General features: G+C 54.8%; 27 protein-coding genes and 2 tRNA genes. 17 read left to right on the top strand and 12 right to left on the bottom strand.

All coding sequences use genetic code 11. From position 1 onward, the window contains the following. Window positions 1-263: 263 nt before the first annotated feature. Complete coding sequence (purR, locus tag N2K86_RS09495) at window positions 264-1289, top strand: HTH-type transcriptional repressor PurR (protein WP_010430302.1); 1026 nt, start codon at window positions 264-266, stop codon at window positions 1287-1289. 18 nt (window positions 1290-1307) lie between these two features. Here the strand turns inward: purR and punR are convergent, their stop codons facing one another. Then, the gene (gene punR / locus N2K86_RS09490) at window positions 1308-2219 is read right to left on the bottom strand and encodes a DNA-binding transcriptional activator PunR (protein WP_260661283.1); all 912 of its coding nucleotides are present in this window, start codon (window positions 2217-2219) and stop codon (window positions 1308-1310) included. A 114-nt stretch (window positions 2220-2333) separates the two neighbouring features. On the opposite strand from punR, the gene punC reads away from it, so the two are divergent. Further along, a complete protein-coding gene (punC, locus tag N2K86_RS09485; protein WP_260661282.1) occupies window positions 2334-3533 on the top strand; it encodes a purine nucleoside transporter PunC in 1200 nt (399 codons plus the stop codon). A 299-nt stretch (window positions 3534-3832) separates the two neighbouring features. Next, window positions 3833-4981 carry a cyclopropane fatty acyl phospholipid synthase gene (gene cfa, locus N2K86_RS09480; protein ID WP_260661281.1) on the top strand — a complete coding sequence of 383 codons (1149 nt, stop codon included), beginning with the start codon at window positions 3833-3835 and terminating at the stop codon, window positions 4979-4981. A 30-nt stretch (window positions 4982-5011) separates the two neighbouring features. Here the strand turns inward: cfa and N2K86_RS09475 are convergent, their stop codons facing one another. Continuing rightward, complete coding sequence (locus N2K86_RS09475; protein WP_010430291.1) at window positions 5012-5653, bottom strand: riboflavin synthase; 642 nt, start codon at window positions 5651-5653, stop codon at window positions 5012-5014. A 227-nt stretch (window positions 5654-5880) separates the two neighbouring features. Here N2K86_RS09475 and mdtK point away from each other — a divergent pair, with 227 nt between their 5' ends. The 4 genes from mdtK to N2K86_RS09455 all read left to right on the top strand — a co-directional run bounded on the left by mdtK (window position 5881) and on the right by N2K86_RS09455 (window position 9279). Next, window positions 5881-7254: an MdtK family multidrug efflux MATE transporter gene (gene mdtK / locus N2K86_RS09470; protein WP_260661280.1), complete on the top strand. Its 1374-nt coding sequence runs from the start codon at window positions 5881-5883 to the stop codon at window positions 7252-7254. 153 nt (window positions 7255-7407) lie between these two features. Further along, window positions 7408-7484: transfer RNA gene (locus N2K86_RS09465), tRNA-Val, on the top strand. Between the two features lie 4 nt (window positions 7485-7488). After that, window positions 7489-7565, top strand: a tRNA-Val gene (locus tag N2K86_RS09460). 118 nt (window positions 7566-7683) lie between these two features. Beyond that, a complete protein-coding gene (locus N2K86_RS09455) occupies window positions 7684-9279 on the top strand; it encodes an FAD-NAD(P)-binding protein (protein WP_260661279.1) in 1596 nt (531 codons plus the stop codon). A gap of 28 nt (window positions 9280-9307) precedes the next feature. On the opposite strand, the gene N2K86_RS09450 is transcribed toward N2K86_RS09455, so the two are convergent. After that, entirely contained in the window at window positions 9308-9943 is a 636-nt protein-coding gene (locus N2K86_RS09450) for a carbonic anhydrase (RefSeq protein ID WP_010430283.1), read from the bottom strand. A gap of 72 nt (window positions 9944-10015) precedes the next feature. After that, on the bottom strand, window positions 10016-10798 hold the full coding sequence (locus N2K86_RS09445; RefSeq protein ID WP_260661278.1) for an MBL fold metallo-hydrolase: 783 nt from the start codon (window positions 10796-10798) through the stop codon (window positions 10016-10018). A 125-nt stretch (window positions 10799-10923) separates the two neighbouring features. Between N2K86_RS09445 and N2K86_RS09440 the strand changes: the two genes are divergently transcribed. Further along, complete coding sequence (locus N2K86_RS09440; protein ID WP_010430278.1) at window positions 10924-11064, top strand: hypothetical protein; 141 nt, start codon at window positions 10924-10926, stop codon at window positions 11062-11064. A 36-nt stretch (window positions 11065-11100) separates the two neighbouring features. Here N2K86_RS09440 and N2K86_RS09435 read toward each other — a convergent pair whose 3' ends face one another. The 4 genes from N2K86_RS09435 to N2K86_RS09420 all read right to left on the bottom strand — a co-directional run bounded on the left by N2K86_RS09435 (window position 11101) and on the right by N2K86_RS09420 (window position 13878). Next, a complete protein-coding gene (locus tag N2K86_RS09435) occupies window positions 11101-11580 on the bottom strand; it encodes a GlcG/HbpS family heme-binding protein (RefSeq protein WP_260661277.1) in 480 nt (159 codons plus the stop codon). A 94-nt stretch (window positions 11581-11674) separates the two neighbouring features. Continuing rightward, window positions 11675-12286, bottom strand: coding sequence for a response regulator transcription factor (locus N2K86_RS09430; protein WP_260661276.1), 612 nt, complete (start codon window positions 12284-12286; stop codon window positions 11675-11677). Further along, window positions 12279-13604, bottom strand: coding sequence for a sensor histidine kinase (locus N2K86_RS09425; protein ID WP_260661275.1), 1326 nt, complete (start codon window positions 13602-13604; stop codon window positions 12279-12281). The genes N2K86_RS09430 and N2K86_RS09425 overlap by 8 nt, the downstream gene beginning before the upstream one ends. A 106-nt stretch (window positions 13605-13710) precedes the next feature. Beyond that, on the bottom strand, window positions 13711-13878 hold the full coding sequence (locus N2K86_RS09420; RefSeq protein ID WP_185805585.1) for a hypothetical protein: 168 nt from the start codon (window positions 13876-13878) through the stop codon (window positions 13711-13713). A 247-nt stretch (window positions 13879-14125) separates the two neighbouring features. Between N2K86_RS09420 and N2K86_RS09415 the strand changes: the two genes are divergently transcribed. From N2K86_RS09415 to N2K86_RS09400, 4 genes are read left to right on the top strand one after another with little or no spacing between them, the layout of a single operon-like run. Next, window positions 14126-14956, top strand: coding sequence for an ABC transporter substrate-binding protein (locus tag N2K86_RS09415; RefSeq protein WP_260661657.1), 831 nt, complete (start codon window positions 14126-14128; stop codon window positions 14954-14956). A 1-nt stretch (window position 14957) separates the two neighbouring features. Then, a complete protein-coding gene (locus tag N2K86_RS09410) occupies window positions 14958-15773 on the top strand; it encodes an amino acid ABC transporter ATP-binding protein (RefSeq protein ID WP_260661274.1) in 816 nt (271 codons plus the stop codon). Beyond that, window positions 15773-16519 (top strand): amino acid ABC transporter permease, encoded by a 747-nt coding sequence (locus N2K86_RS09405; RefSeq protein WP_260661273.1) that lies wholly within the window; start codon window positions 15773-15775, stop codon window positions 16517-16519. Before N2K86_RS09410 ends, N2K86_RS09405 begins: the two co-directional genes overlap by 1 nt. Then, window positions 16503-17189, top strand: coding sequence for an amino acid ABC transporter permease (locus N2K86_RS09400; RefSeq protein WP_260661272.1), 687 nt, complete (start codon window positions 16503-16505; stop codon window positions 17187-17189). The genes N2K86_RS09405 and N2K86_RS09400 overlap by 17 nt, the downstream gene beginning before the upstream one ends. Here the strand turns inward: N2K86_RS09400 and fumD are convergent. The 4 genes from fumD to N2K86_RS09380 form a co-directional block, all read right to left on the bottom strand. Continuing rightward, window positions 17170-17379 carry a fumarate hydratase FumD gene (fumD, locus tag N2K86_RS09395; RefSeq protein WP_008500615.1) on the bottom strand — a complete coding sequence of 70 codons (210 nt, stop codon included), beginning with the start codon at window positions 17377-17379 and terminating at the stop codon, window positions 17170-17172. The genes N2K86_RS09400 and fumD overlap by 20 nt on opposite strands. Before the next feature lie 108 nt (window positions 17380-17487). Further along, window positions 17488-18300, bottom strand: coding sequence for a MetQ/NlpA family ABC transporter substrate-binding protein (locus N2K86_RS09390; RefSeq protein ID WP_010430254.1), 813 nt, complete (start codon window positions 18298-18300; stop codon window positions 17488-17490). Window positions 18301-18328: 28 nt separating this feature from the next. Next, entirely contained in the window at window positions 18329-18997 is a 669-nt protein-coding gene (locus N2K86_RS09385; protein WP_163329006.1) for a methionine ABC transporter permease, read from the bottom strand. Continuing rightward, window positions 18990-20012 carry a methionine ABC transporter ATP-binding protein gene (locus N2K86_RS09380; protein ID WP_089599778.1) on the bottom strand — a complete coding sequence of 341 codons (1023 nt, stop codon included), beginning with the start codon at window positions 20010-20012 and terminating at the stop codon, window positions 18990-18992. Before N2K86_RS09380 ends, N2K86_RS09385 begins: the two co-directional genes overlap by 8 nt. 400 nt (window positions 20013-20412) lie before the next feature. On the opposite strand from N2K86_RS09380, the gene N2K86_RS09375 reads away from it, so the two are divergent. The 5 genes from N2K86_RS09375 (at window position 20413) to lpp (ending at window position 25278) form a co-directional block, all read left to right on the top strand. Further along, a complete protein-coding gene (locus N2K86_RS09375; protein WP_260661271.1) occupies window positions 20413-21783 on the top strand; it encodes a pyridoxal-phosphate dependent enzyme in 1371 nt (456 codons plus the stop codon). Window positions 21784-21794: 11 nt separating this feature from the next. Beyond that, window positions 21795-22940 carry a trans-sulfuration enzyme family protein gene (locus N2K86_RS09370; protein ID WP_260661656.1) on the top strand — a complete coding sequence of 382 codons (1146 nt, stop codon included), beginning with the start codon at window positions 21795-21797 and terminating at the stop codon, window positions 22938-22940. Between the two features lie 73 nt (window positions 22941-23013). Then, window positions 23014-23310, top strand: a complete 297-nt coding sequence (gene ynhH, locus N2K86_RS22685) for a protein YnhH (protein ID WP_419716694.1) — start codon at window positions 23014-23016, stop codon at window positions 23308-23310. A 7-nt stretch (window positions 23311-23317) separates the two neighbouring features. Next, complete coding sequence (pykF, locus tag N2K86_RS09365; protein WP_120158826.1) at window positions 23318-24730, top strand: pyruvate kinase PykF; 1413 nt, start codon at window positions 23318-23320, stop codon at window positions 24728-24730. 311 nt (window positions 24731-25041) lie between these two features. Continuing rightward, window positions 25042-25278 carry a murein lipoprotein Lpp gene (gene lpp, locus N2K86_RS09360; RefSeq protein ID WP_010430241.1) on the top strand — a complete coding sequence of 79 codons (237 nt, stop codon included), beginning with the start codon at window positions 25042-25044 and terminating at the stop codon, window positions 25276-25278. The last annotated feature ends 12 nt before the right edge of the window (window positions 25279-25290 follow it).

Below are 25290 nucleotides of genomic sequence, written 5' to 3'. Positions count from 1 at the left end.
GAGTTTGCTCATTTTTACATAGTTTACGTCAAAAATCTTCCTGGATTTAAACTGATATCCACTTTAGCTCTTCCCCTTTTCATCAAGATAGGACAAAATTCCACGCTAAATTTATTAGCGTACCGGCCATTGATCCCCTCCTGACGTCCTGTGTCGTTTTCCCGGCGTGTCGCAACTCAAGATTGCGTAATAAGGGTGAGAGAAGGCAAACGTTTACCTTCAAGTTTTTCAGGAGTTTAGGATATGGTCTGGAGTGACATTGAATGGCAACAATAAAAGACGTAGCAAAACGCGCAAACGTTTCCACTACAACCGTATCACATGTAATTAACAAAACCCGCTTCGTCGCGGAAGAGACGCGCAACGCCGTCTGGGCGGCGATCAAGGAGTTACATTACTCCCCAAGTGCGGTTGCGCGCAGCCTGAAGGTGAATCACACCAAGTCGATTGGCTTGCTGGCAACCAGCAGTGAAGCGGCCTATTTTGCCGAGATCATCGAAGCGGTTGAGAAAAACTGCTTCCAGAAAGGCTATACCCTGATTCTGGGCAACGCGTGGAACAGCATCGAGAAGCAGCGCGCCTACCTGTCGATGATGGCGCAAAAGCGCGTCGATGGCCTGCTGGTAATGTGTTCCGAGTACCCGGAATCCGTGCTGTCCATGCTGGAAGAGTATCGCCACATTCCGATGGTGGTCATGGACTGGGGTGAAGCGCGCGCCGACTTCACCGATTCCGTTATCGATAATGCCTTTGAAGGCGGCTATATGGCCGGTCGTTATCTGATCGAACGCGGTCACCGCGAGATTGGCGTGATCCCGGGTCCGCTGGAACGCAACACCGGTGCGGGCCGTCTGGCCGGGTTTATGAAGGCAATGGAAGAGGCGCTGATCACCGTGCCGGAAAACTGGATTGTTCAGGGCGACTTTGAGCCGGAATCGGGTTACCGTGCAATGCAACAGATTGTCTCCCAACCGCATCGCCCGACGGCTGTTTTCTGTGGCGGCGATATTATGGCGATGGGCGCGCTCTGCGCCGCCGACGAGCTGGGCCTGCGGGTGCCGCAGGATATTTCCGTGATCGGGTATGACAACGTGCGTAACGCGCGCTTCTTCACCCCGGCGCTGACCACCATTCACCAGCCAAAAGACTCGCTGGGCGAAACGGCTTTCAACATGCTGATGGACAGGATCGTCAACAAGCGTGAAGAATCCCAGTCGATTGAAGTTCACCCGCGCCTCATCGAGCGCCGCTCCGTGGCGGACGGTCCGTTCCGCGACTATCGCCGTTAATCGCATTCCGGGGGCCAGTTATGCTGGCTCCCGTAGCCACTCCCGATTCAAGGTTTCACTGTCTCCCAGATAATCCAGCAGCCAGGCCATCGCAGGCGATACGTCGTTTTGCTGCCAGGTCAGACAGCAGGCCGCATCCGGGAACGGATTTTCCAGCGTCAGCGCTTTCCACTCCCCGGTATCGATGCGCGGTCGCGCGAAGTGAACGGGCACCATCGCCACGCACAGCCCCGCAGAAAGACAGGTTGCCGACGATTCCCAGTCAGGAGCCACCACGCGACGCTGGTTGTCCAGGAGCCAGGTGATGCGCTTGGGCAGCGAGCGCGAGGTATCTTCCAGCACCAGCGACGGCCAGTTGCGCAGCGTGTCATCGCTGAGAGGGCCTTCCATTGCCGCCAGCGGATGATCGCTGGCGACAACGCAGGTCCAGCTCAGCATCCCCATATCGCGAAACGCATAGCGTCCCCCGACGGGGATCGCCTGCGTTGCCCCAATCGCCATCTCCACCCTGCCATCCGCCAGCGCATCCCAGACGCCGTTGAACACCTCCTGGGAGACACGTAGTTCGACATCAGAAAAATGACGATAGAAATCCACGATCATTTGCCGGGTCCGTTCCGGCTTGACGATATTGTCCACCGCGATGGAGAGATGGCCTCGCCAGCCGTTAGCGATCTGCTGACACTGCTCGCGGGTGATCTGCATTTTTTTGATGACAGAACGCCCTTCCTTTAAAAACCACGCGCCTGCGGGCGTTAATTCCACGTCGCGATGACGCCGCTCGAACAGCGGAACCGCCAGCCACTCTTCCAGCTGACGCACGGTGTAACTGATGGCCGAGGGTACGCGGTGTAACTCCTGCGCGGCACCGGTGAAACTGCCGTTACGGGCAACAGCATCGACAACTTCAAGAGAATAATCTGACCACATGTTCTGCCTGCAAAAAATTTGAATGCACTCAGCAAATATTAGCGTTTCACAAGCCGCTTTGCACTCCCTACACTCTGCGCCAACGTACACCTGCCTCCTCAGGAGAATAAAATAATGCAACCCAGGAAAGGATTTTTGGTCTGGCTCGGCGGCTTAAGCGTGCTGGGCTTTTTAGCGACCGACATGTATCTGCCGGCATTTGCCGCGATGCAGGAAGATCTGCAAACCCCCGCAGCCGCTATCAGCGCCAGCCTGAGCCTGTTCCTCGCCGGTTTTGCCTTCGCGCAACTGCTCTGGGGACCACTCTCCGACCGCTTTGGTCGTAAACCGGTGCTGCTGCTGGGTCTGGCTATTTTTGCCGTGGGCTGTCTGGGCATGCTGTGGGTACGCGATGCCACCTGGCTGCTGGTACTGCGATTCATTCAGGCCGTTGGCGTCTGTGCTGCAGCGGTGACCTGGCAGGCGCTGGTGACCGATTATTACCCGGCATCACGCACTAACCGAATTTTCGCCACCATTATGCCGCTGGTCGGTCTCTCGCCTGCCCTTGCACCTTTGCTCGGAAGCTGGATCCTGGCCCATTTCGACTGGCAGGCGATTTTCGCTACGCTCTTTGCCATCACGCTGGTATTGATGCTGCCTGCGTTTTTCCTCAAGCCTGCGCATAAAAAAGAGACGCATCCTGACGCGAAGCCGATTACCTTTGCCTCGCTGCTGCGTTCAAAAGCGTATCGCGGTAACGTCCTGATTTACGCGGCCTGTTCCGCCAGTTTCTTCGCGTGGCTGACTGGCTCGCCGTTCATTCTGCACGATATGGGATACAGCCCGGCGGCAATCGGCCTGAGTTATGTTCCACAGACCATTGCTTTCCTGGTCGGCGGCTACGGCTGTCGCGCAGCGCTGCAGAAGTGGGAAGGCCAGCAGATGCTGCCCTGGCTACTGGTGTTGTTCGCGTTAAGCGTTTTCGGCACCTGGGCCGTCGGGTTTATTCCGGGTACGGGCCTGACAGAAATTTTGATTCCGTTCTGCGTCATGGCCGTCGCTAACGGTGCTATTTACCCAATCGTAGTCGCGCAGGCGTTACGTCCGTTCCCACAGGCGACGGGACGCGCCGCCGCGCTGCAGAACACGTTACAGCTGGGTCTGTGCTTCCTGGCAAGTCTGGTGGTCTCTGCGTTGATTTCCACGCCGCTCCTGACGACCACCAGTGTGATGCTGGTGACCGTTGCGCTGGCTGCCTTTGGCTACCGTATGCAGCTTTCCGCACAGCGCGAGCAGAATGCGCGTCAGCAGGTAGAAACGTCGCACGCATAATCGCGCCAGAAATTATGTTAAGACACAGTGATTAGGTTGCTAAGAATTTTCTATTGAATCACCAAATTTTGAGGCCTATACTAAATTTGGTTCGATGAAATACGATAAATATTAAGTGTTAACGGGAGCCGGAGTGCTCCCGTTTTACCATGGAAGGCTTTTCGGCAAGGGTTATCTCCCTTCCTCTGTTCTACGTCGGATATTAGCCTCGCGGGCATTTACCGTGAGACTTCTCACAAACCCAAAAAAGCGTCTACGCTGTTTTAAGGTTCTGATCACAGCAAGGTGATGGAGAAGCTATGAGTTCATCGTGTATAGAAGAAGTCAGCGTTCCGGACGATAACTGGTCCCGGATCGTCAGTGAACTGTTGGGACGTGCGGGCATCACGATTAATGGGTCCTCCCCCGCCGATCCGCAGGTCAAACATCCCGATTTTTTTAAACGCGTCTTGCAAGAGGGATCGTTAGGTCTCGGCGAAAGCTATATGGACGGCTGGTGGGAGTGTGAACGGCTGGACATGTTTTTCTCCAGCGTATTACGCGCCGGTCTTGAAAATCAGCTCCCCCGCCACTTCAAAGACACGCTGCGTATCGCCTCCGCCCGCCTGTTCAATCTGCAGAGTAAAAAGCGGGCATGGATCGTCGGTAAAGAGCACTACGATCTTGGTAATGACCTGTTCAGCCGTATGCTGGATCCCTTAATGCAATATTCCTGCGGCTACTGGAAAAAGGCCACAACGCTTGAAGAGGCGCAGCAAGATAAACTGCGTCTAATCTGCGAGAAACTGCAGCTAAAACCGGGTATGCGCGTGCTTGATATCGGCTGCGGCTGGGGCGGTCTGGCGTATTTCATGGCGAAGCATTACGGTGCCAGCGTTGTGGGCGTGACGATTTCAGCTGAACAACAAAAAATGGCTCAGACACGTTGCCAGGATCTGGATGTAGATATTCGACTTCAGGACTACCGCGACCTGAACGAACAGTTCGACCGCATCGTTTCCGTTGGCATGTTCGAGCACGTGGGTCCGAAAAACTACAGAACCTATTTTGACGTTGCCGACCGAAACCTGAAGCCTGACGGTATTTTCCTGCTCCATACCATAGGTTCTAAGCGCACCGACAATAACGTGGACCCGTGGATCAATAAATACATCTTTCCGAATGGCTGTTTACCGTCCGTGCGCCAGATTGCTAACGCCAGCGAGTCCCACTTCATTGTTGAAGACTGGCATAACTTCGGCGCGGATTACGACACCACATTGATGGCATGGCACTCACGTTTTCAGGAAGCCTGGCCCGAGATTGCAGACAACTATTCCGAACGGTTCAAACGCATGTTTAGCTATTATCTGAATGCCTGTGCGGGTGCTTTCCGTGCGCGGGATATTCAGCTCTGGCAGGTTGTTTTCAGTCGCGGCATTGAACACGGATTACGTGTCGCACGCTAAAAAATAACCCCGGATATCCGGGGTTGTTTTTTATTCTTCCTCAACGGCTTTTATTATCGCCGCCTCTTTTGCCGCCAGGACACGTTCAACGGTATCCACTACCGCCTGAGTTTGCGGATCGATTTCGATATTCACGCGATGCCCCAGTTTTTTTGCGCCCAGCGTTGTGCGCTGCAGCGTCTCGGGTATTAAATGCACGCAAAAGCGCGTCGGCGTCACTTCTCCGACCGTCAAACTAATCCCATCAATACCAATAAATCCTTTATACAGGATGTATTTCATTAATGCCGGATCCTGAACTTTAAACCAGATTTGACGGTTATTTTCCGAGGTAACAATTTTTGCGACCTCGGCGGTGGTCATGATGTGTCCCGACATCAGATGGCCGCCGATCTCGTCGCTGAACTTCGCCGCGCGCTCAACGTTGACGGTATCCCCCACCACCAGTTCACCCAGGTTGGTGATACGCAGCGTCTCTTTCATTAAATCAAAGCTAATCTGGTTACCGTTAATTTCGGTCACCGTCAGGCAGCAGCCGTTATGTGCAATCGAGGCGCCGGTCTCTATGCCGTCGAGCATATATTCCGGCAGCTCAACCACGTGAGTACGGAAATTGGGTTTTTCATCAATAGACACCACTTTGGCGGTGCCCTGCACAATGCCAGTAAACATGCTTACAACTCCTGTTTTTTCCGGACGGTGGTGACACCGTTTAATCCCTCCACAATAACAGTTGGAAAAACAGGTTGCCAGCGGAGCGCATTTTCTGGCGATTTTTTCACTAGATAATTAGATAAACCCCGCTACAATAGCTGGCTATCCCCCTGCATTTTCTTCTTGCTGCCCGTTTCGGCGGCTTTTTTAGTCTCTCATATAACAACAATACAAAAGGTGTTCACGTGCAGAAGTACATGATTGAAGCGCGTCAGTTATTGGCACTGGCAATACCGGTGATCGTCGCGCAAGTGGCCCAGACCGCAATGGGATTTGTGGATACGGTAATGGCGGGTGGCTACAGCGCCACCGATATGGCCGCCGTTGCAATTGGCACCTCGATCTGGCTGCCGGCCATTCTCTTTGGTCATGGCCTGCTGCTGGCACTCACGCCGGTTATTGCTCAGCTAAACGGCTCGGGACGACGCGAGCGTATTGCTCATCAGGTTCGTCAGGGCTTCTGGCTGGCTGGCTTTGTCTCCGTGCTGATTATGGTGGTGCTCTGGAACGCGGGGCATATTATCCGCGCGATGCATAACATCGACCCGGCTTTAGCCGATAAAGCCGTGGGCTATCTGCGCGCCCTGCTCTGGGGCGCGCCTGGCTACCTCTTTTTCCAGGTCGCACGTAACCAGTGTGAAGGTCTGGCAAAAACCAAGCCCGGTATGGTGATGGGCTTTATCGGTCTGCTGGTGAATATTCCGGTGAACTACATCTTTATTTACGGCCACTTCGGCATGCCGGAGCTTGGTGGCGTCGGGTGCGGCGTGGCGACTGCAGCCGTTTACTGGGTGATGTTCTTCTCAATGGTCATCTTTGTAAAACGCGCCCGTTCCATGCGCGATATTCGCAACGAGAACAGATTTAGCACCCCGGACTGGAGCATCATGAAACGTCTGGTGCAGCTAGGGTTGCCGATTGCACTGGCGCTGTTCTTCGAAGTGACCCTGTTTGCCGTTGTGGCTCTGCTGGTTTCCCCGCTGGGCATTATTGATGTAGCCGGACACCAGATTGCGCTGAACTTCAGTTCCCTGATGTTCGTCCTGCCGATGTCGCTGGCCGCGGCGGTGACGATTCGCGTAGGCTTCCGTCTGGGCCAGGGTTCAACGCTGGATGCGCAAACGGCCGCCCGAACCGGGCTGGGCGTCGGTGTGTGCATGGCCGTTTGTACGGCGCTCTTTACCGTTGCATTACGCGAGCAGATTGCCCTGCTCTACAACGACAATCCGGAAGTCGTCACCCTGGCATCACACCTGATGCTGCTGGCCGCGATTTACCAGATCTCTGACTCCATCCAGGTGATTGGCAGCGGCGTGCTGCGCGGATATAAAGACACGCGTTCTATTTTCTTTATTACGTTTATCGCCTATTGGGTACTGGGACTGCCGACAGGCTACATCCTGGCGCTTACCGATCTGGTGGTTGATCGCATGGGTCCGGCAGGGTTCTGGATGGGCTTTATCATCGGTCTGACCTCTGCGGCCATCATGATGATGCTGCGTATGCGTTTTCTGCAACGCCAGCCTTCCACGGTCATTTTGCAACGCGCCGCACGTTAAACAGGCAGTGGCCGCCAGCTGGCGGCTACTTTCTCTTCACTTTGCGCGGTAATGAAGCAATCGCGTGAAATCAGAGAGAAAAATGCGTTTTGCCTCTTGCCTCAACGATGCTGTGCCGCTAATATTCGTCCCCGTTGTCGCCGACAACACGTTGCGTTCATAGCTCAGTTGGTTAGAGCACCACCTTGACATGGTGGGGGTCGTTGGTTCGAGTCCAATTGAACGCACCATTCTGCGTCCGTAGCTCAGTTGGTTAGAGCACCACCTTGACATGGTGGGGGTCGGTGGTTCGAGTCCACTCGGACGCACCATTTCAGTCCTGAAATGGTGCAAATCCTCTCTTTATGTTCTGAATTATCCCAATCTCCTGATTTCTTAATTATTCTCCTGCTACGCTTTTCTCATGACAAAAAAGCAGGAAGAACGTCGATGAAGAAAATCGCGATTATAGGCTCCGGCCCAACAGGGATTTACACCTTTTACGCACTTCTTAAAAACCCGCAGCCGCTTTCGGTCTCCGTCTTTGAACAAGCTGATGAAGCTGGCGTGGGTATGCCCTATAACGACGACGAAAACTCTCGTCTGATGCTGGCGAACATCGCAAGCATTGAAATTCCGCCTATTTTCATGACCTACCTCGACTGGCTTAAGGACCAGAGCGAAGCCCATCTGGCGCGCTTTAAGGTTGATAAAGCCCGTTTGCATGACCGGCAGTTCCTGCCCCGGCTCCTGCTGGGTGAATATTTCCGCGACAGCTTTCGGTCAATCGTAAAAGAGGCGAAAAAACGGGGATTTCAGGTTGATGTCCATGAATCCGCCCGGGTTACCGATATCGTACCCACGAAAGAAGGCGTCACGCTTTCCGTCAACGACAGCGCCTTTCCTGAACGCTTCGACCTTGCGGTGATCGCCACCGGCCACGTATGGCCAGACGAAGATGAAGCCACGCGTACGTTCTTCCCAAGCCCGTGGTCAGGACTCATGGATGCCGAAATCCCCCCCTGCAAGGTTGGCATTATGGGAACGTCTTTGAGCGGTCTGGACGCGGCCATGGCGGTGGTGATGCAGCATGGTGAGTTTGTGGACGACGCGTTCATTCTGGATAAAGGAAGCGAGGCGCTAAAAATTGTCCTGATGTCCCGGACCGGCATTTTGCCAGAGGCCGATTTTTACTGCCCGATTCCTTATGAGCCGCTGTCGGTATTGACCGAATGCGTGGTTCAAACTGAGATTGCCAGGGGAGCCGACGGCTTGCTGGACCGCATCTTTGCCCTGATGGTTCAAGAGCTTGAACTCGCCGATCCGGCGTGGTGCAAGGCCATATCGCTGAGGCAACAGGATGCCGACAGCCTTCGCGATGCGTGGTTTGAAGAGCGTAAACAGCACGGTCCCTTTACCTGGGCGGAGGAGAATCTCAAAGAGGTCGAGCGAAACAAACGCGAACGGCGCACCGTGGCCTGGCGGTATACCGTACTTCGCCTGCACGAGATCGTTGCAGAAATCGTACCCGCCCTGAACGAAAAGGACAGAGCGCGGTTCAAAGCCGGGCTGGAGCGCGTTTTTATTGATAACTATGCCGCCATCCCCCCTCAGTCTATTCGCAGGCTGCTTGCCCTGCGCGAGGCGGGGATCATAAGCGTACTGGCGTTGGGTGAGGATTACGCTCTGGATATCGGTAGTGCTCAAACGGTCATTACCACCAAAGAGAACCGCTACCGCTTCGACGTCTTTATTGACGCGCGCGGGCAGAAACCGCTCAAGACAGAAGATTTACCCTTCCCGTCCTTGCGTAAACTGCTACAAACGACAGGCGACGACATACCCGATGTTGGTGAAGATTACACGTTGCTGGCGCCCGATACGCTTCGCGGACGTATTGCCTTTGGTGCGATACCGTGGCTGATGCACGACCGACCGTTTGTCCAGGGGCTGACAGAGTGCGCAGAGATTGGGGAGGCAATGGCAAAAGCAGCAAATAAACCTGCGTCGGTTACGCGCAGAAAGTTACCTTTTATGGATAACTGACAGGGCCTCCCTGCCCTGAACGGTCTGATTACTCGAAGAAAACCTCCGGGTTTTCAGAAAGAGAGATAAAGGTTTTCGTCGCTTTATCCAGCGCGCGGATGTCACCGCTTTCAATGTCGTACACCCAGCCGTGCAGTCGGATGGAATTATTGCGCAGGCCCACCGCGACGGACGGGTGGGTCTTAATGTTGCTCAGCTGCGCAAACACGTTCTCCTGCACCATCGCATTTACTTTATCGATTGGCTGGTCCCAGGATTTCTTCTCCACCACGGCTTTAGCCGCATCAGAGTAGCGCAGCCAGTGGGAGACCGCAGGCATCGGCTCGAGGTTCGCATTATCGGCAATCGCTTTCATCGCACCGCAGTTAGAGTGGCCACAGATCACGATGTCGGTCACGCCCAGCGCCACAACCGCGTATTCGATCGTGGCGGAGACGCCGCCTGGCTCTGGTCCGAACGGCGGCACAATATTGCCAGCATTACGAATGACAAAGAGTTGTCCTGGCTCTTGTTGCGTGACCAGTTCTGGCACCAGTCGGCTGTCGGAGCAGGAGATGAACAGCGCTTTGGGATTCTGGCTGGACGCTAAACTGCGGAAGAGCTCTTTACGTTGCGGGAAAATCTCTTTTTGAAAGCTGAGAAAACCTTCAATGATATGTTGCATAGCAATTTCTCTTTTATCTGTTGTAGTTTAGGTATGATCGCGATCACACTCGTAAAGTTTACCCACCGTGCTTTACTTCAGACAAGCAATATATTTTTGGCCCGACCGCTGCACAATATCGTCCGCGTTTGTCAGGATGTTCTGCCCCTCGAACGCGCCATACAGACGCTCAAATTTTCTGCCCTCAAGGCAACGGGTGACGGACGCAACGGTGTGGGCGGGTAGCGGAAGCATATTCGGATAGCTCCACATAAACGAAACAGCGTCTTTCCCAGGAGTGACCTGCAGAATATCCCCCGCCAGCAAAGCCCCTTCGCCCTCCTGCCAGTGCAGCACCGTTCCGCCCGCAAAGTGGCCGCCGAGACGCAGCAACGTCACGGAGGGGACAATCTCCAGCGTTTCGCCTTGCCAGAAGTGAATGGCTGGACTGTCGCGCATAACCCACTCCCGATCGCTCGCATGAAGATACACCGGCGCGTCAAACGTCTCCGCCCAGTCCTGCATGGTGGTGTAATAGTGAGGGTGTGAAATAGCGATGGCACTGATCCCACCGAGCGCGGCGATCAGCGTTCGGGTTGCCGCGTCGAGGTTGGCGATGCAATCCCACAAAATATTGCCGTGCGGGGTACGCAGCAGCAGTGCCCGTTGATTGATAGCAAAGGCGGGCACCGTTTTGATGCTAAGGAGCTGCGGTTCCAGCTGCTGCCATTTGTTGGTATGCGCGGCAGTGACGGTTTCGAGTTCGGTCCACGCCTGCCCGGTAACTGGAACATACTGGCGTTCATCCTCGCAGACAGGGCATCTGTTGGGTTGATACGCATACGAGGTCCCGCAGGCTTTACAGAGTATAATCATGTGCTTTCCTCAGTGACAACGCACTGAGTATGGCAGGGATTATCCTTATGTGCTGCGAGGTACATTCCTGGTTTTTTTTGCCCTATACTGTGCCAGTATCAAAAACTGAACATAGCAGGTGCCACATGGAAATTGATCTCGATAACCTGGTCTTTAACGGACTGGATGAAGCAGAAGAGCGTAACGCCGAACGTCTGGACGACGCAGACAAAAAAGCGCAGGCGATGGTTGCCGATGATGACTGCGGCGACGCCTGCAAGATCTGATTGCAAAGCACCGGTAAAGCCGGTGCTTTTTTTATGTTACTTCTTCAGCCCGTCAATGGCTGCCTGAGCACAGGCTTCATCCAGATGACCGCCCGGCGCCCCGCCGATACCAATCGCCCCGATCACCTCATCGCCCTCTTTAACGGGTAAGCCACCCGCCAGCAGCAGGAAGCCTGGGATATCACGCATATTCTGCGCGCCCGCGTTATTCTGCGCAGCGTCCATCACTTTGCCTGAGGCATTCTTCGAGCTGAGCGCCGTGAAGGCTTTCATTTCACTGGCTTTGACCGTGTGTGGGCCCGCATTATCGGTACGCTGTACCGCTTTCACCACACCCGCACGGTCAACCACGGTAACCGAAACCTGATAGTTCTTCGCCAGACACGCCTGAACGGCAGAGTTTGCCAGCGCATTGGCCTGCGCCAGGGAGAGATTTTTCTGGCTCACTGAATCTGCCTGCGCAGTCAGACTTACGCTACCCGCGACCAGCGCTGCCGCCATCATTAACTTTTTCATTGCATAACCTCGAATAGAATAACTGAAGACCATTCGAGGATACCGGGACAGCCAACGACGCGTAATTCGGTTGATTACGCACGCAACCTGGTAATTATACGGATTGCAATTTATCGTACTCGCGGCTTGCCTGAACCAGGCTCGTGACGCCCAGCTTGGCAAACGCGGCTGCACGATGCGCTTCCACCGTGCGCGGCGACAGGTTAAGCCGCGCCGCCACCTCTTTATTGCTGAGCCCTTCCATCAATACCGCCAACACCTCATGTTCCCGCGCGGTGAGTTGTTCAAAGCGCGCTTTTATCCGTGAGATCGCCTGCCAGGCGGCGAAACGTCGCTGGCTCTCCTCACACGCCAGCCCCACGGATTCGATAAGCTTGTCCGCATCCAGCGGCTTGGTGAAAAACTCAAAGACGCCGTTACGGAACGCCCGGCGGCAGGCGTCGACGCTTCCGTGCCCGGTCATGATAATTACCGGCAGCAGCGGCCACGGCCACTCGCCCTCTTCCAGCCACGTCAGCCCCCCTTTTCCCGGCATGCGCATATCCAGCAGCAGGCAGCCAACGAGCGTTGAGTCCTTAACATGGGCCGAGGTAAACGCGTCGATACTCCCGAATGTCTTCACTTCCCAGCCCATGCCCGAAAGTAAAAATGCCATCGACTCTCTGATGGATTCATCGTCATCGATCAGCCAGATTATATTATCCATGCGTCGTCTCCTTTCCATTAGCCAGTTGCAGGACGATCCGCGCGCCCCCTTCCGGCGAATTACCCAGCGTAATCGATCCGTTCATGCGCGTCATCAGTGACTCCGTTAAGGTCATCCCCAGGCCAATTCCCTCTTCTCTGCCGCTGTAAAACGGCATAAAGGCATTCTCTAGCGCCTCCGGGCTAAAACCGGGGCCGCCATCCGTCACGATGACCTGAATGCCATTTGCGTCTTTCCGGCTTTCGATCCGCACCCAGCCCTGCGCGTTCGCCTGTTGAGCCTGAATCGCATTGCTAAGCAGATTGTGCAGTACCTGCTCAAGCCAGAGTCTGTCAGCCAGGACCGTCGTTGCCTCCGGTGTAAACGCATGGATGACGATGATATGTTCAGCGCGTCTCTCGTGCTCCAGTAAATTCACAACCTGCTGCCAGCATTGCGCCAGGTCGGTTTCGCGCAGCGTCACTTTCTCCTGCACCACGTGTTCACGAAAACGGGTTAACAGGGCGCTGATACGCTGTGTTTGCACCAGCGCTGCTGCCAGTGCCTGGGACACTGCCTGTGGATTGTCCAGCTTTTGCTGTCGCTGCGCGCCCTGGATCCAGCTCTGCACGGCAGTGAGCGGCTGGTTGATCTCATGGACTATACCCGCCGTGATCTCCCCCAGCGTGTTGAGTCGGGCATGCTGGTAATACAAGGCGCGCTGCTCTGCATCTCGTCTCGCCTTGCGCTGCCAGAGCACCACGCTGCCCACCGCAATGACCATACCCCATCCAAGAAACACTGCCAGGAAAATAAACCACTGAATACCGAGCCAGTCCGGCTGAGCATCGGCTGAAAGCACGAAGGGTTGCGTTACCTGTGGGAAGGGGCGTGCCCAGTGCCAGAAGGCATCTGAAGTGTGTGGTTCGCTACGCTTCGAATAATAGACTTCGATGCGCTCAAAGGCATGATGCGTATTGAGTAGCGGGGCAAGATCAACCCGTACACGGATTTGTCGCCAGGGATTGTAGAGCCAGTATTGTTGATCGCTGGCGGGCTCAACGCGGACAGCGTCCAGCGCGCGTCCGGTTGTTTTTTCCAGCGCAAGAAGATGGGGGAATTTTTTATTCAGTGCCGTGATATCTTCATTACCGCTCAGTAGAGGCAATACAGACTCGTTCTGCGTAAGGACTGCGCTAATCTCAGAAAAGAGCGTCGAATACTCCCGGTCGCGCTCCCAGAACTGACGGCGGATTTGTTCGGCATAGAGCAGGATACTGCTGACAAAGCAGACGGTGATCCAAACAATGATGGCGCGCGTGAACAGTGTGTTTTTCATTCCGTTAACTGGCAGGTTTTTACATCCTGTCACATTAACAGTTAACGATTGTCATAACAAAAACGCGCACAGCTCATTCCAGTACATTTCGCGCGTCCGGCGCAATTCAGCGTGACGTTTTATCATAGAACCACTCCGGATCGATGTTGGCAACGTCCACGCCATACAGGCTGGCGACGGGCAGTATCGACTCAAGAACCCGTTGCGCGCTGTTCTCCGCATTGACCCGCCGGGTCGCAAAAAACCGCCGTAACGTGCTTATCCATTTTTTCATTGTCTTTACCCCTCTTCGCTTTGCCTGACCTAAGTTAAACACTCAAATTCAGCGCGTGGGAAATACCAATATCGTCTGTTCATGTGCAGTATCTGCAAATAGCGCCCCCTTTCATTTACCTGTTCATAACACCCTGTTCACTAATGCTTTTTTGCTTATAGCAAAGAACGATTTCTTATTTGGCGATAGCTTTCGCTTATGGGAGCGTAGAAGGACAAAACAAAAAACGACGGGATGACGTATGACTATGGCAGCAAAAATGAAAGGGTTTAACAAACGGACACTGGTTCTGGGGTTACTGGCAGCCGGGAGCCTGCTTTCAGCGCAGGCACAGGCCGATCAGCTGGCGGATATTAAGGCCGCAGGGGTGGTGAAAGTCGCCACCTTTGACGCCAACCCGCCGTTTGGCTCGATTGATGCAAAGACGCACGAAATCGTGGGTTACGACGTGGACTTTGCCAAAGCCCTGGCAAAATCACTCGGCGTGAAGCTTGAACTGGTTGCCACCAATCCGGCGAACCGAATTCCGCTGCTGCAGTCCGGTAAAGCAGATCTGATCGTGGCGGATATCACTATCACCCCGGAACGCGCACAGGTGATTGATTTCTCCACCCCCTATTTCGTGACCGGACAACAGTTCCTGGTGCCCGCTAAATCACCCGATCAGCTGGATGAATACAGCCGGGCACGCATTGGTGCGGTGAAAGGGACAACGGGCGAGCAGGCGCTGCACCAGCGTTTCCCGCAGTCTCGCGTGCTCTCTTATGATGACATTCCTCTGGCGCTGACGGCGCTGCGCAACGGCAACGTGCAGGCCATCACCCAGGACAGCACGATTCTTGCAGGCCTGCTGGCACAGGCCCCGGATAAAGCGAACTTTAAAATCCTGCCCGATTTGCTCAGCAAGGAAGAGATTGGCGTTGGGGTGAAAAAAGGCGAAACGGCGCTGCTGAAAGCCGTAAACGATGAGCTGGTTAATCTCGAGGAAAACGGTCAGGCAGCAAAAATTTACGATGTCTGGTTTGGCCCAAACACGCCTGCTCCACAGCCTCGCGCCTTTAAAATAGAAGCCCAGTAATATGCTCTCAGGTTTATTTTCACACTCCGCGGCCGGTGCCGCGGATTTTTCACATCTGGAACAGGCCAGCGTCGAGTTTCGTGACGTCGTTAAACGCTACGGCGACCACGAGGTATTAAAAGGCATTAACCTCAGCATCTCTCCGGGTGAAGTGGTGGCGATCCTCGGTCCATCCGGTTCAGGGAAATCGACGTTGATCCGTCTTATCAACCAGCTTGAAACCCTCAGTGACGGCGATATTCTGATTGATGACAAACCCACCGCCCGGCTTGCCGCTGCGGCCCTGCGCCAGTTACGCAGCCGCGTCGGTTTTGTGTTCCAGCAATTTAACCTTTACGCCCACCTCACCGCCAGCCAGAACATCACCCTGGCGCTGGAGCATGTGCACGGCTGGAAGCCGCAGCCTGCCCAGGAGCGCGCGCTGGCGCTACTGGAAAAGGTCGGGATGCGGGAAAAAGCCCATCATTTTCCTGCGCAGCTTTCCGGCGGCCAGCAGCAGCGCGTGGCGATTGCTCGCGCGCTGGCCTCGTCGCCGCAAATCATTTTGTTCGATGAACCCACCTCCGCGCTGGATCCGGAGATGATTGGCGAAGTGTTATACGTGATGAAAGCCCTCGCCCACAGTGGGATCACCATGATTGTGGTAACGCACGAGATGCAGTTTGCCCGGGAGATTGCTGACCGGATCGTCTTTATCGACGGCGGGCAAATTCTCGAAACCGCCCCGCCTGCGCAATTTTTCAGCCAGCCGTCGCATCCGCGCGCCAAGCGGTTCCTGCAAAAAGTGCTCGACCCGCTTCACCAGGAGCCGCTGTAATGCCCGCGCTCGACTGGCAGGGAGTGCTGACCGGACAGCCCCTGCAGTGGATATTATCCGGTTTTCTCACCACGCTGTGGGTCACGCTCGCGGGCGTGGTACTTGCCACCCTGCTTGCGTTGTTTTTTTTGCTGCTTCGCCTCTCCGCAGGAGGGTTCGGTCATGCCGTCGTCAGCGGCTGGGTCTCGCTGTTTCGCAACACGCCGCTGCTGGTGCAGCTTCTGTTCTGGTACTTCGCCGCATGGAACGGGCTACCGCTCGGGTTTCGGGACGTCGTGAATGCCGATCACGCCTGGTCGATTTTGCCCGGCGACGTCTGGTGGTTCACTCCTGAGTTTTTATGTTCTGCCTGGGGGTTGGGGGTGTTCACTTCGGCCTTTTTGATTGAGGAGATTGAGTCCGGGCTGCGTTCCGTCCCCAACGGACAGCGGGAGGCGGCGCTGGCGCAGGGGTTTTCTGCCTGGCGGTTATTTCGCTATATTCTGCTGCCGCAAGGACTGGCGAATGCCTGGCAACCTGTCGTCGGTCAGTATCTCAACCTGATGAAGCTCTCCTCTCTCGCCAGCGGCATTGGCTTTGCCGAACTCACCTATCAGGTGCGGCAGATCGAAAGCTACAACGCGCACGCGCTGGAGGCTTTTACCGTGGGAACCGCACTGTATCTGCTTACCGGCGTGCTTATGGGTATGCTACTGACGCGACTCGGCCCCCGCGCAGGGAGGACTCCGCATGATTGCCGGATTTAACGTGATTGCTGATAACCTGGATTATCTGCTGTGGGGACGGGCAGCTGCGGGTGAACCCGGCGGCGTGTTGCTCTCACTGCTGATGGCCGCGGGTGCCGCCATACTTGCTCTGCCCTGCGGTATTGCGCTGGCGTGCGCCGCGTGGCGCTATCCCGGGCTTGGGCGTAAGGCGCTGTTTCTGTGGGCAGAGTTGATACGCGGCATTCCGCTCATCTTTGTGATTTTCTGGATGTGGTATCTGCTGCCGCTGATTACCGGCGGCGATCTGCCTGGCGCCCTCACCGTGACGCTGGCGCTGGCCTGGTTCACGGCGGCATCGGTCATGCATTCGGTACTCGCCGGGCTAAACGCGTTGCCCGCCGGGCAATATGAAGCGGCACTGACTCAGGGATTCAGCACGCAGCAAACCCTGGGGCGCGTGCTGCTCCCGCAGGTGATGCGCAATATTCTGCCGTCTCTGGTGGGGATATTTATCAGCCTGCTGAAGGATACGTCGCTGGCGTTTATTGTGAACGTACCTGAACTGACCACCGTGGCGGGCCAGGTGAACAACCGGGTGCAAATCTACCCGGCGGCCATCTTTATCTTTACGGGAGTGGTTTACTACCTGCTGTGCTGCTCTCTTGAGCAACTTGCGAAGCGCTGGCGTATTACCCGGCCAGCGCTTTAACCACCGTTTCCATCGCTTCGGTTGTCAATTCACTGCGTTTGACGCGCTGGTTCGCCAGCGCGGTTCGCAGCACACCGGCAATGACAATATGCTTTGGCTCCTGTCCTAAATCACGCATTTCGAGAACGACCTTGCCCACCACCCGACACATCTCCTGGTACAGCGCTTCGTCTTTGGTCACATTGCCCATTGCCTTCACTCCATTGCCCTAAAGCGTCAGCTTAAATGATTCATCGGCTGGATACAAAAAAGAAGCCCGACGAGAGACTCGCCGGGCTTCATCTGTAAAATCAGCTAATTAGTTGTTTACAGGAATGACCGCGCCTTTATATTTGGTGCGGATCCAGTCCTGAATCTCTTTGGAGTGCAGGACGTTCACCAGCGCAACGATATCTTTTTTCTTCTCATCACCACGGTGTACGGTAATGATGTTGGCGTACGGGTTATTTTCACCACTCTCTACCGCAATCGGATCGTGAACCGGGTCCAGACCTGCATCAATCGCGTAGTTGGCGTTGATCACCACCGCAGCGCCTTCGTCGTTGTTGTACATCTGCGGCAGCAGAGAAGCTTCAACGTTAGGCGTGAACTGCAGCTTTTTCGGGTTTTCGACGATATCGCTGATGCGCGCGGTCACTTTATCAATGCCCGGCTTCAGCTTGATCACGCCCTCTTTCTCGAAGATAGAGAGAATGCGGCCCTCTTCGGAAACCGCGTCACGCATGATGATCTTGCCGCCTTCCGGCAGGTCTTTCAGAGACTTGTATTTTTTAGAGTAGATGCCGATTGGCTCAATGTGGATCGCGCCCGCACTGACAAAATCGTAGTCCTTATCGCCCGCATGATCTTTCAGCACGCTGTTCAGGTAAGGAATGTGCTGGAAATAGTTCGCATCGATGTCACGTCCCGCCAGCGCGGTGTTCGGCAGAATGTAGTCCTGGAACGGTTTAATCTCCAGGTCGATACCCTGCTTCGCCAGAATCGGCTTTGCCTGCTCCAGAATTTCGGCGTGCGGCGTGTTGGACGCGCCTACGGTCAGCGTGTCAGCCCAGGAGGCGAAGCTCAGGGCGCTCAGGGTTGCTGCGGCGATCAGTGTCAGTGTCTTTTTCATGATGATGGTTCCTGTGTGTTATTAGAGATTATCTTTTGTCTAACAGTGAAGTAATGACATCGCCGCAGAACTGGATAATGAAAACGATGATTAAAATGGTCACCGTTGCCACCAGCGTGACGTCACCATGGTTGCGCTGGAATCCTTCCAGATAAGCCAGATTTCCCAAACCGCCTGCGCCAATCACCCCCGCCATTGCGCTGTAGCTCACCAGCGCAATCAGCGTCACCGTAATACCTGAAACCAGTGCAGGTGATGATTCCGGCAGTAAAACCCGAAACACTAACGTGCTCAGTCGTGCGCCCATCGAGCGCGTTGCTTCTATAACGCCTTTATCCACTTCACGCAGGGCGATTTCCACCAGGCGAGCGTAGAACGGTGCTGCACCCACAATCAGCGCCGGGAGTGCCGCGTTGGCGCCAAGGATGGTCCCCACGATGGTTTTCGTGAACGGGATCAGCAATACAATCAGGATGATGAACGGAATAGAGCGGAACACGTTCACCACAATCGAAATCACGCTGTAGACCGTTCGGTTATGGAACAGACCGCCGCGCGCGGTTAAAAACAGCGCCAGACCGAGCACGAGCCCCAGAACAAAGGTCGCCACGCCGGAGAGTGCGGTCATGTACAGCGTCTCCTGGGTTGCTGCCCACAGCTGGTCCCACTTCAGATGCGGAAAGAGATCCTCAGCCATGTTTAATCACCTCGCCTTCAATATCGCTGTGCTGCAGGTCGGCGAGGATATTGTTAAGTTGTTCATCAGATGCCACCACGTGCACCCAGAGTTGCCCGAAAACACCGTGGGCGGTTTGCGTCATTTTTCCGTGCAGAATGTTAAACGGCAGGCCATAACGCAGCGTTAATTCACCGACGACAGGCTTATGCGTGCTGTGTCCGGTAAAGGTCAGCTTGATAACCGTGCCTTCCAGTTCATTTGCCAGCTCAGCATTGAAGGTCTCTTCCTCGGCGTACTGGCTCACCTGACGAACAAACTGTTGCGTGATTGGCTGTTGCGGATGGGTGAAAACGCTCAGGACGTCGCCCTCTTCCACCACTTTGCCATTTTCCATCACCGCCACGCGGTCGCAGATTTTGCGCACCACGTGCATCTCGTGGGTGATCAGCACGATGGTGAGTTTGAAACGACGGTTAATATCCAGCAGCAGATCGAGGATCTGATCGGTGGTCTGTGGGTCAAGAGCCGACGTGGCTTCGTCGCAGAGCAGCACGTCCGGGTTATTGGCCAGCGCGCGCGCAATGCCCACGCGCTGTTTTTGCCCGCCGCTCAGCTGGGACGGGTACGCATTCTCGCGCCCTTTCAGGCCGACCAGATCCACCAGCTCAGCAACGCGCGCCTTGATATTGGCTTTAGGCACGCCTGCGATTTGCATCGAGAAGGCGATGTTCTCGTTAACCGTTCGCGACCAGAGCAGGTTGAAATGCTGGAACACCATGCTGATCTTCAGACGCGCCTGACGTAAGGCTTCGCCCTTAGCGGCAGAAATATTCTGCCCGTTGATGGTTACGCTGCCGGTACTGGGTTTTTCCAGACCGTTCAGCAGGCGGATAAGCGTACTTTTCCCGGCACCGCTGTACCCAATAATCCCGTAAATCTGTCCCTGTGCTATCGTCAAATTGACATTATCAACGGCTGTCAGTGCCACCTTTCCGTTGTCGAAAACCTTCGAAATATTGCTCAGTACAATCATTCTTATTCGTTATCCGTTCCGCCCATGGCGGTTTAGCAGTATGGATGTCCAAACGATAGTAAACAGGCGTTATCAGGTTTTAAATGAACAAAAAAGAATGTGTTATAACTTTAGGGAATAAATAGCGAATTTAACGGGTGGAAAGCATTTAGATCATTTTCAGCAATGATTATCTGCCATACGCATATTCGATGGCTGCCTCTCTGAAAAAGTGGTCATTTTTGCAGCACTTTATCCCGATATAGCCATCCTCACATCCAGACAACTTTACGTCTTGCTATCCTGACTTCCAAAAATAGCATTTATATTCCTTTCCGTTCTAAAGGGCAGTGAATGGTTCTTTATTGAGAAAATTTCACCGCCCTATCATCCCGTCATGACATCCAGAAAGGAAAACATCATGACGATTTATCACTCCGTCACTGAACTGATTGGTCGTACCCCGCTTATCCAGCTGCATAAGCTTGATACCGGTCCCTGCTCGCTGTTCCTGAAGCTGGAAAACCAGAATCCGGGCGGTTCTATTAAGGATCGCGTCGCGCTGTCGATGATCAATGAAGCGGAGCGTACCGGCCAGCTGCAGCCGGGTGGCACGATTATTGAAGCGACGGCGGGCAATACCGGACTCGGCCTGGCCCTGATCGCCGCGCAGAAAGGCTACTCGCTCATTCTGGTGGTGCCGGACAAAATGAGCCGCGAGAAGATTTTCCACCTGCGCGCGCTGGGGGCTCAGGTGGTGCTGACCCGCTCCGACGTCAACAAGGGCCACCCCGCCTATTACCAGGATTACGCCCAGCGTTTGGCCAACGAGCTGCCCGGCGCGTTTTACATCGACCAGTTCAATAACGAAGCCAACCCGCTGGCGCACCGCACCACTACGGCGCCGGAACTGTTTGAGCAGCTTGATGGGCGCATCGACGCCATTGTGGTCGGCGTGGGCTCTGGCGGTACGCTGGGGGGGTTGCAGGCGTGGTTTGCTGAACATTCCCCACATACGGAGTTTGTTCTGGCAGACCCGGCCGGATCGGTTCTGGCCGACCAGGTGGAAACCGGACGCTACCACGATGCAGGCTCATGGCTGGTTGAAGGGATTGGCGAAGACTTTATTCCGCCGCTGGCCCACATCGAAGGGGTGAATCGCGCCTGGCGCATTACCGACCGCGAAGCCTTTACCACCGCGCGCGAGTTGCTGAAAACGGAAGGCATTCTGGCGGGCTCCTCCAGCGGCACGCTGCTGGCGGCCGCGCTGAAATATTGCCAGGCGCAGACCACGCCGAAACGCGTGGTCACCTTTGCCTGCGACAGCGGCAATAAGTACCTCTCGAAGATGTTCAACGACGACTGGATGCGTCAGCAGGGGCTCATCACGCGCCCTCAGGCCGGCGATCTCTCCGACTATATCGCCCTGCGTCACGATGAAGGTGCCACCGTCACCGCCGCCCCGGACGACACGCTTTCCACCGTACTGGCGCGCATGCGTCTGTATGACATCTCCCAGCTTCCGGTGCTGGAGAACGGCAAAGTCGTGGGCATCATCGACGAGTGGGATCTGCTACGGCATATCAGCGGCGATGGCGATCGCTTCGCCCTTCCGGTGACTGCAGCCATGACGCGTCAGGTGGAGTTCCTCGATAAACACGCCCCTGAGAGCGCCCTGAACGCTATTTTCGACCGTGGCCTGGTGGCCGTTATTAATGACAACGACCGTTTTTTGGGTCTGATCACGCGCAGCGACGTCCTGACCGCCTGGCGCAACCGTCTTCAGCAATAAAGGAATAAATGATGAAAAACCTGGCTACCCTGAGCGTACACAGCGGCGAGTTCAACGACCAGCATGGCGCGGTGATGCCACCGATTTACGCCACCTCGACGTTTGCGCAACCGTCACCCGGCGAGCATACCGGCTATGAGTATTCGCGCAGCGGCAACCCCACTCGCCACGCGCTGGAAACCGCCATCGCCGAACTGGAAGGCGGCTCGCGCGGCTACGCGTTTGCCTCCGGTCTGGCGGCCATCTCCACGGTGCTCGAACTGCTCGATAAAGACAGCCATATTGTCGCCATTGATGACGTTTACGGCGGGACGTATCGCCTGATTGAAAACGTGCGCAAGCGCAGCACCGGCCTGCAGGTCAGCTGGGTTAAACCGGACGACTTAGCCGGGCTTGAGGCCGCCATTCGCCCGGAAACCCGCATGGTATGGGTCGAAACGCCAACCAACCCGCTGCTGAAGCTGGCAGATCTGGCGGCCATTGCGCAAATTGCCCGACGTCATAACGTCATCAGCGTGGCGGATAACACCTTCGCGTCGCCGGTGATCCACCGTCCGCTGGAATCAGGTTTCGATATCGTGGTGCACTCCGCCACCAAATACCTGAACGGCCACTCTGACGTGGTGGCCGGGCTGGCGATTGTCGGGGACAACAAGGAACTGGCGGATAAGCTGGGTTATCTGCAAAACGCGGTGGGCGGCGTACTGGATCCGTTTAGCAGCTTCCTGACCCTGCGCGGTATCCGCACCCTTGCGCTGCGCGTCGAAAAGCACAGCACCAACGCGCTGGCGATTGCGCAATGGCTGGAGCAGCATCCTCTGGTGGAAAAAGTTTTCTATCCGGGCCTGGAGTCGCATCCGCAATATTCGCTTGCCCGCACGCAGATGGCGCTGCCCGGTGGGATGATTTCTGTCGTGGTGAAAGGCGATGCGCAACGCGCCACCGAGGTGATCCGCAACCTGAAGCTGTTCACCCTCGCGGAAAGCCTGGGTGGCGTGGAGAGTCTGGTGAGCCAGCCCTACAGCATGACCCACGCGTCAATTCCGCTGGAACAACGCCTGGCAAACGGCATTGTGCCGCAGCTGATCCGCCTGTCAGTAGGGATTGAAGATCAGAAAGACCTCATTGCCGACCTCAGCCAGGCGCTGCAAAAATAAGCAAAACGCGGCAGGTCAGGCACCTGCCGCCATAAGTTGTCATTATGCCTTAACGCCTTGATAACAAACTTATGTGAATCTGCACAGATTATTTTTGAAACGCTGTTTCCATTTTCCTTTTATCTTAAAATCAGCGTATAATGCGCGCCAAATCCCTGGTGAATGGTTTCAGCGCTTGGAATACAAAAAACAACGTACAACTTCTCCTCTCCTTCGTTGGGCTGACACTCAGGCACACTTTCTTCTGCACGCTCATTTGATGTCTCCTATCCTTAGTGCGTGTCATATACTCTTTTGCAACACAGGTTTGACTCCGCGGCGGTGCGCCCCCGGAGCGAGATTTCCATATCCTTCCCAACTTAAAGACTAAGACTGTCATGAAAAAGACGAAAATTGTTTGTACTATCGGCCCGAAAACCGAATCTGAAGAGATGCTGAGCAAAATGCTGGACGCCGGCATGAACGTGATGCGTCTGAACTTCTCCCACGGCGACTATGCAGAGCACGGTCAGCGTATCCAGAACTTGCGCAACGTGATGAGCAAGACCGGCAAAAAAGCCGCTATTCTGCTGGATACCAAAGGTCCGGAAATCCGTACCATCAAACTGGAAGGCGGTAACGACGTCTCTCTGAAAGCGGGCCAGACCTTCACCTTCACCACCGACAAATCCGTTGTTGGCAACAGCGAAATCGTTGCAGTGACCTACGAAGGCTTCACCAGCGATCTGTCCGTCGGCAACACCGTGCTGGTGGATGATGGCCTGATCGGCATGGAAGTTACCGCTATCGAAGGCAAAAACGTTGTGTGTAAAGTGCTGAACAACGGCGACCTTGGCGAAAACAAAGGCGTTAACCTGCCGGGCGTATCTATCGCGCTGCCAGCACTGGCTGAAAAAGACAAACAGGATCTGATCTTTGGTTGCGAGCAAGGCGTTGACTTCGTTGCGGCATCCTTCATCCGTAAGCGTTCTGACGTGGTTGAGATCCGTGAGCACCTGAAAGCGCACGGCGGTGAGAAGATCCAGATCATCTCCAAAATCGAAAACCAGGAAGGCCTGAACAACTTCGACGAAATTCTCGAAGCGTCTGACGGCATCATGGTTGCACGTGGCGACCTGGGTGTTGAGATCCCGGTTGAAGAAGTGATCTTCGCGCAGAAGATGATGATCGAGAAATGCGTTCGCGCGCGTAAAGTGGTTATCACCGCAACGCAGATGCTGGACTCCATGATCAAAAACCCACGCCCTACCCGCGCGGAAGCAGGCGACGTGGCGAACGCCATCCTCGACGGTACCGATGCAGTGATGCTGTCCGGTGAGTCAGCGAAGGGTAAATACCCGCTGGAAGCGGTCGGCATCATGGCGACCATCTGCGAGCGTACTGACCGCGTGATGACCAGCCGTCTGGACTTCAACAACGACAGCCGCAAACTGCGCATCACCGAAGCTGTATGCCGCGGTGCAGTTGAAACCGCTGAGAAACTGGACGCACCGCTGATCGTGGTCGCGACCCAGGGCGGTAAATCTGCTCGTGCAGTGCGTAAATACTTCCCGGATGCCACCATCCTGGCGCTGACCACCAATGAAACTACCGCGCGTCAGCTGGTGCTGAGCAAAGGCGTGGTTGCCCATCTGGTGAAAGAGATCGCATCTACCGATGATTTCTACATTCAGGGTAAAGCGATGGCGCTGGAAAGCGGTCTGGCACAGAAAGGCGACGTTGTGGTGATGGTTTCTGGTGCCCTGGTTCCAGCAGGTACCACTAACACTGCATCTGTTCACGTACTGTAATAATTCCCGAACGAATTATTTTTTGATAGAAAGCGTCCTTCGGGGCGCTTTTTTTATTCCTGCCATTAGCCATATCTATTCAAAAAGCAAATCGGGTTTTTCTATTTAATTGCGATTTATCTAAGATGAATCCGATGAAAAATGCCTTTTTTAACATAGCTTTTTCGACAAAAAGGCCAAATTCGTTGCTTCTTTGAGCGAACGATCAAAAATAGGCGTATTCCCATCAAAAAAATATTCTCAACCCAAAAAAGTTTGTGTAATACTTGTAACGCTACATGGAGATTAACTCAATCTAGAGGGTATTAATAATGAATCGTACTAAACTGGTACTGGGCGCGGTAATCCTGGGTTCTACTCTGCTGGCAGGTTGCTCCAGCAACGCTAAAATCGATCAGCTGTCTTCTGACGTTCAGACTCTGAACGCTAAAGTTGACCAGCTGAGCAACGACGTGAACGCAATCCGTTCCGACGTTCAGGCTGCTAAAGACGACGCAGCTCGCGCTAACCAGCGTCTGGACAACCAGGCTACTAAATACCGTAAGTAATAGTACCTGTTA

Origin of the sequence: Enterobacter mori (assembly GCF_025244905.1) — a bacterium.
Lineage (GTDB): Bacteria > Pseudomonadota > Gammaproteobacteria > Enterobacterales > Enterobacteriaceae > Enterobacter > Enterobacter mori_A.
Note: the sequence above shows the minus strand (reverse complement) of the source record. Positions and strands in the feature narration are given on the sequence as shown.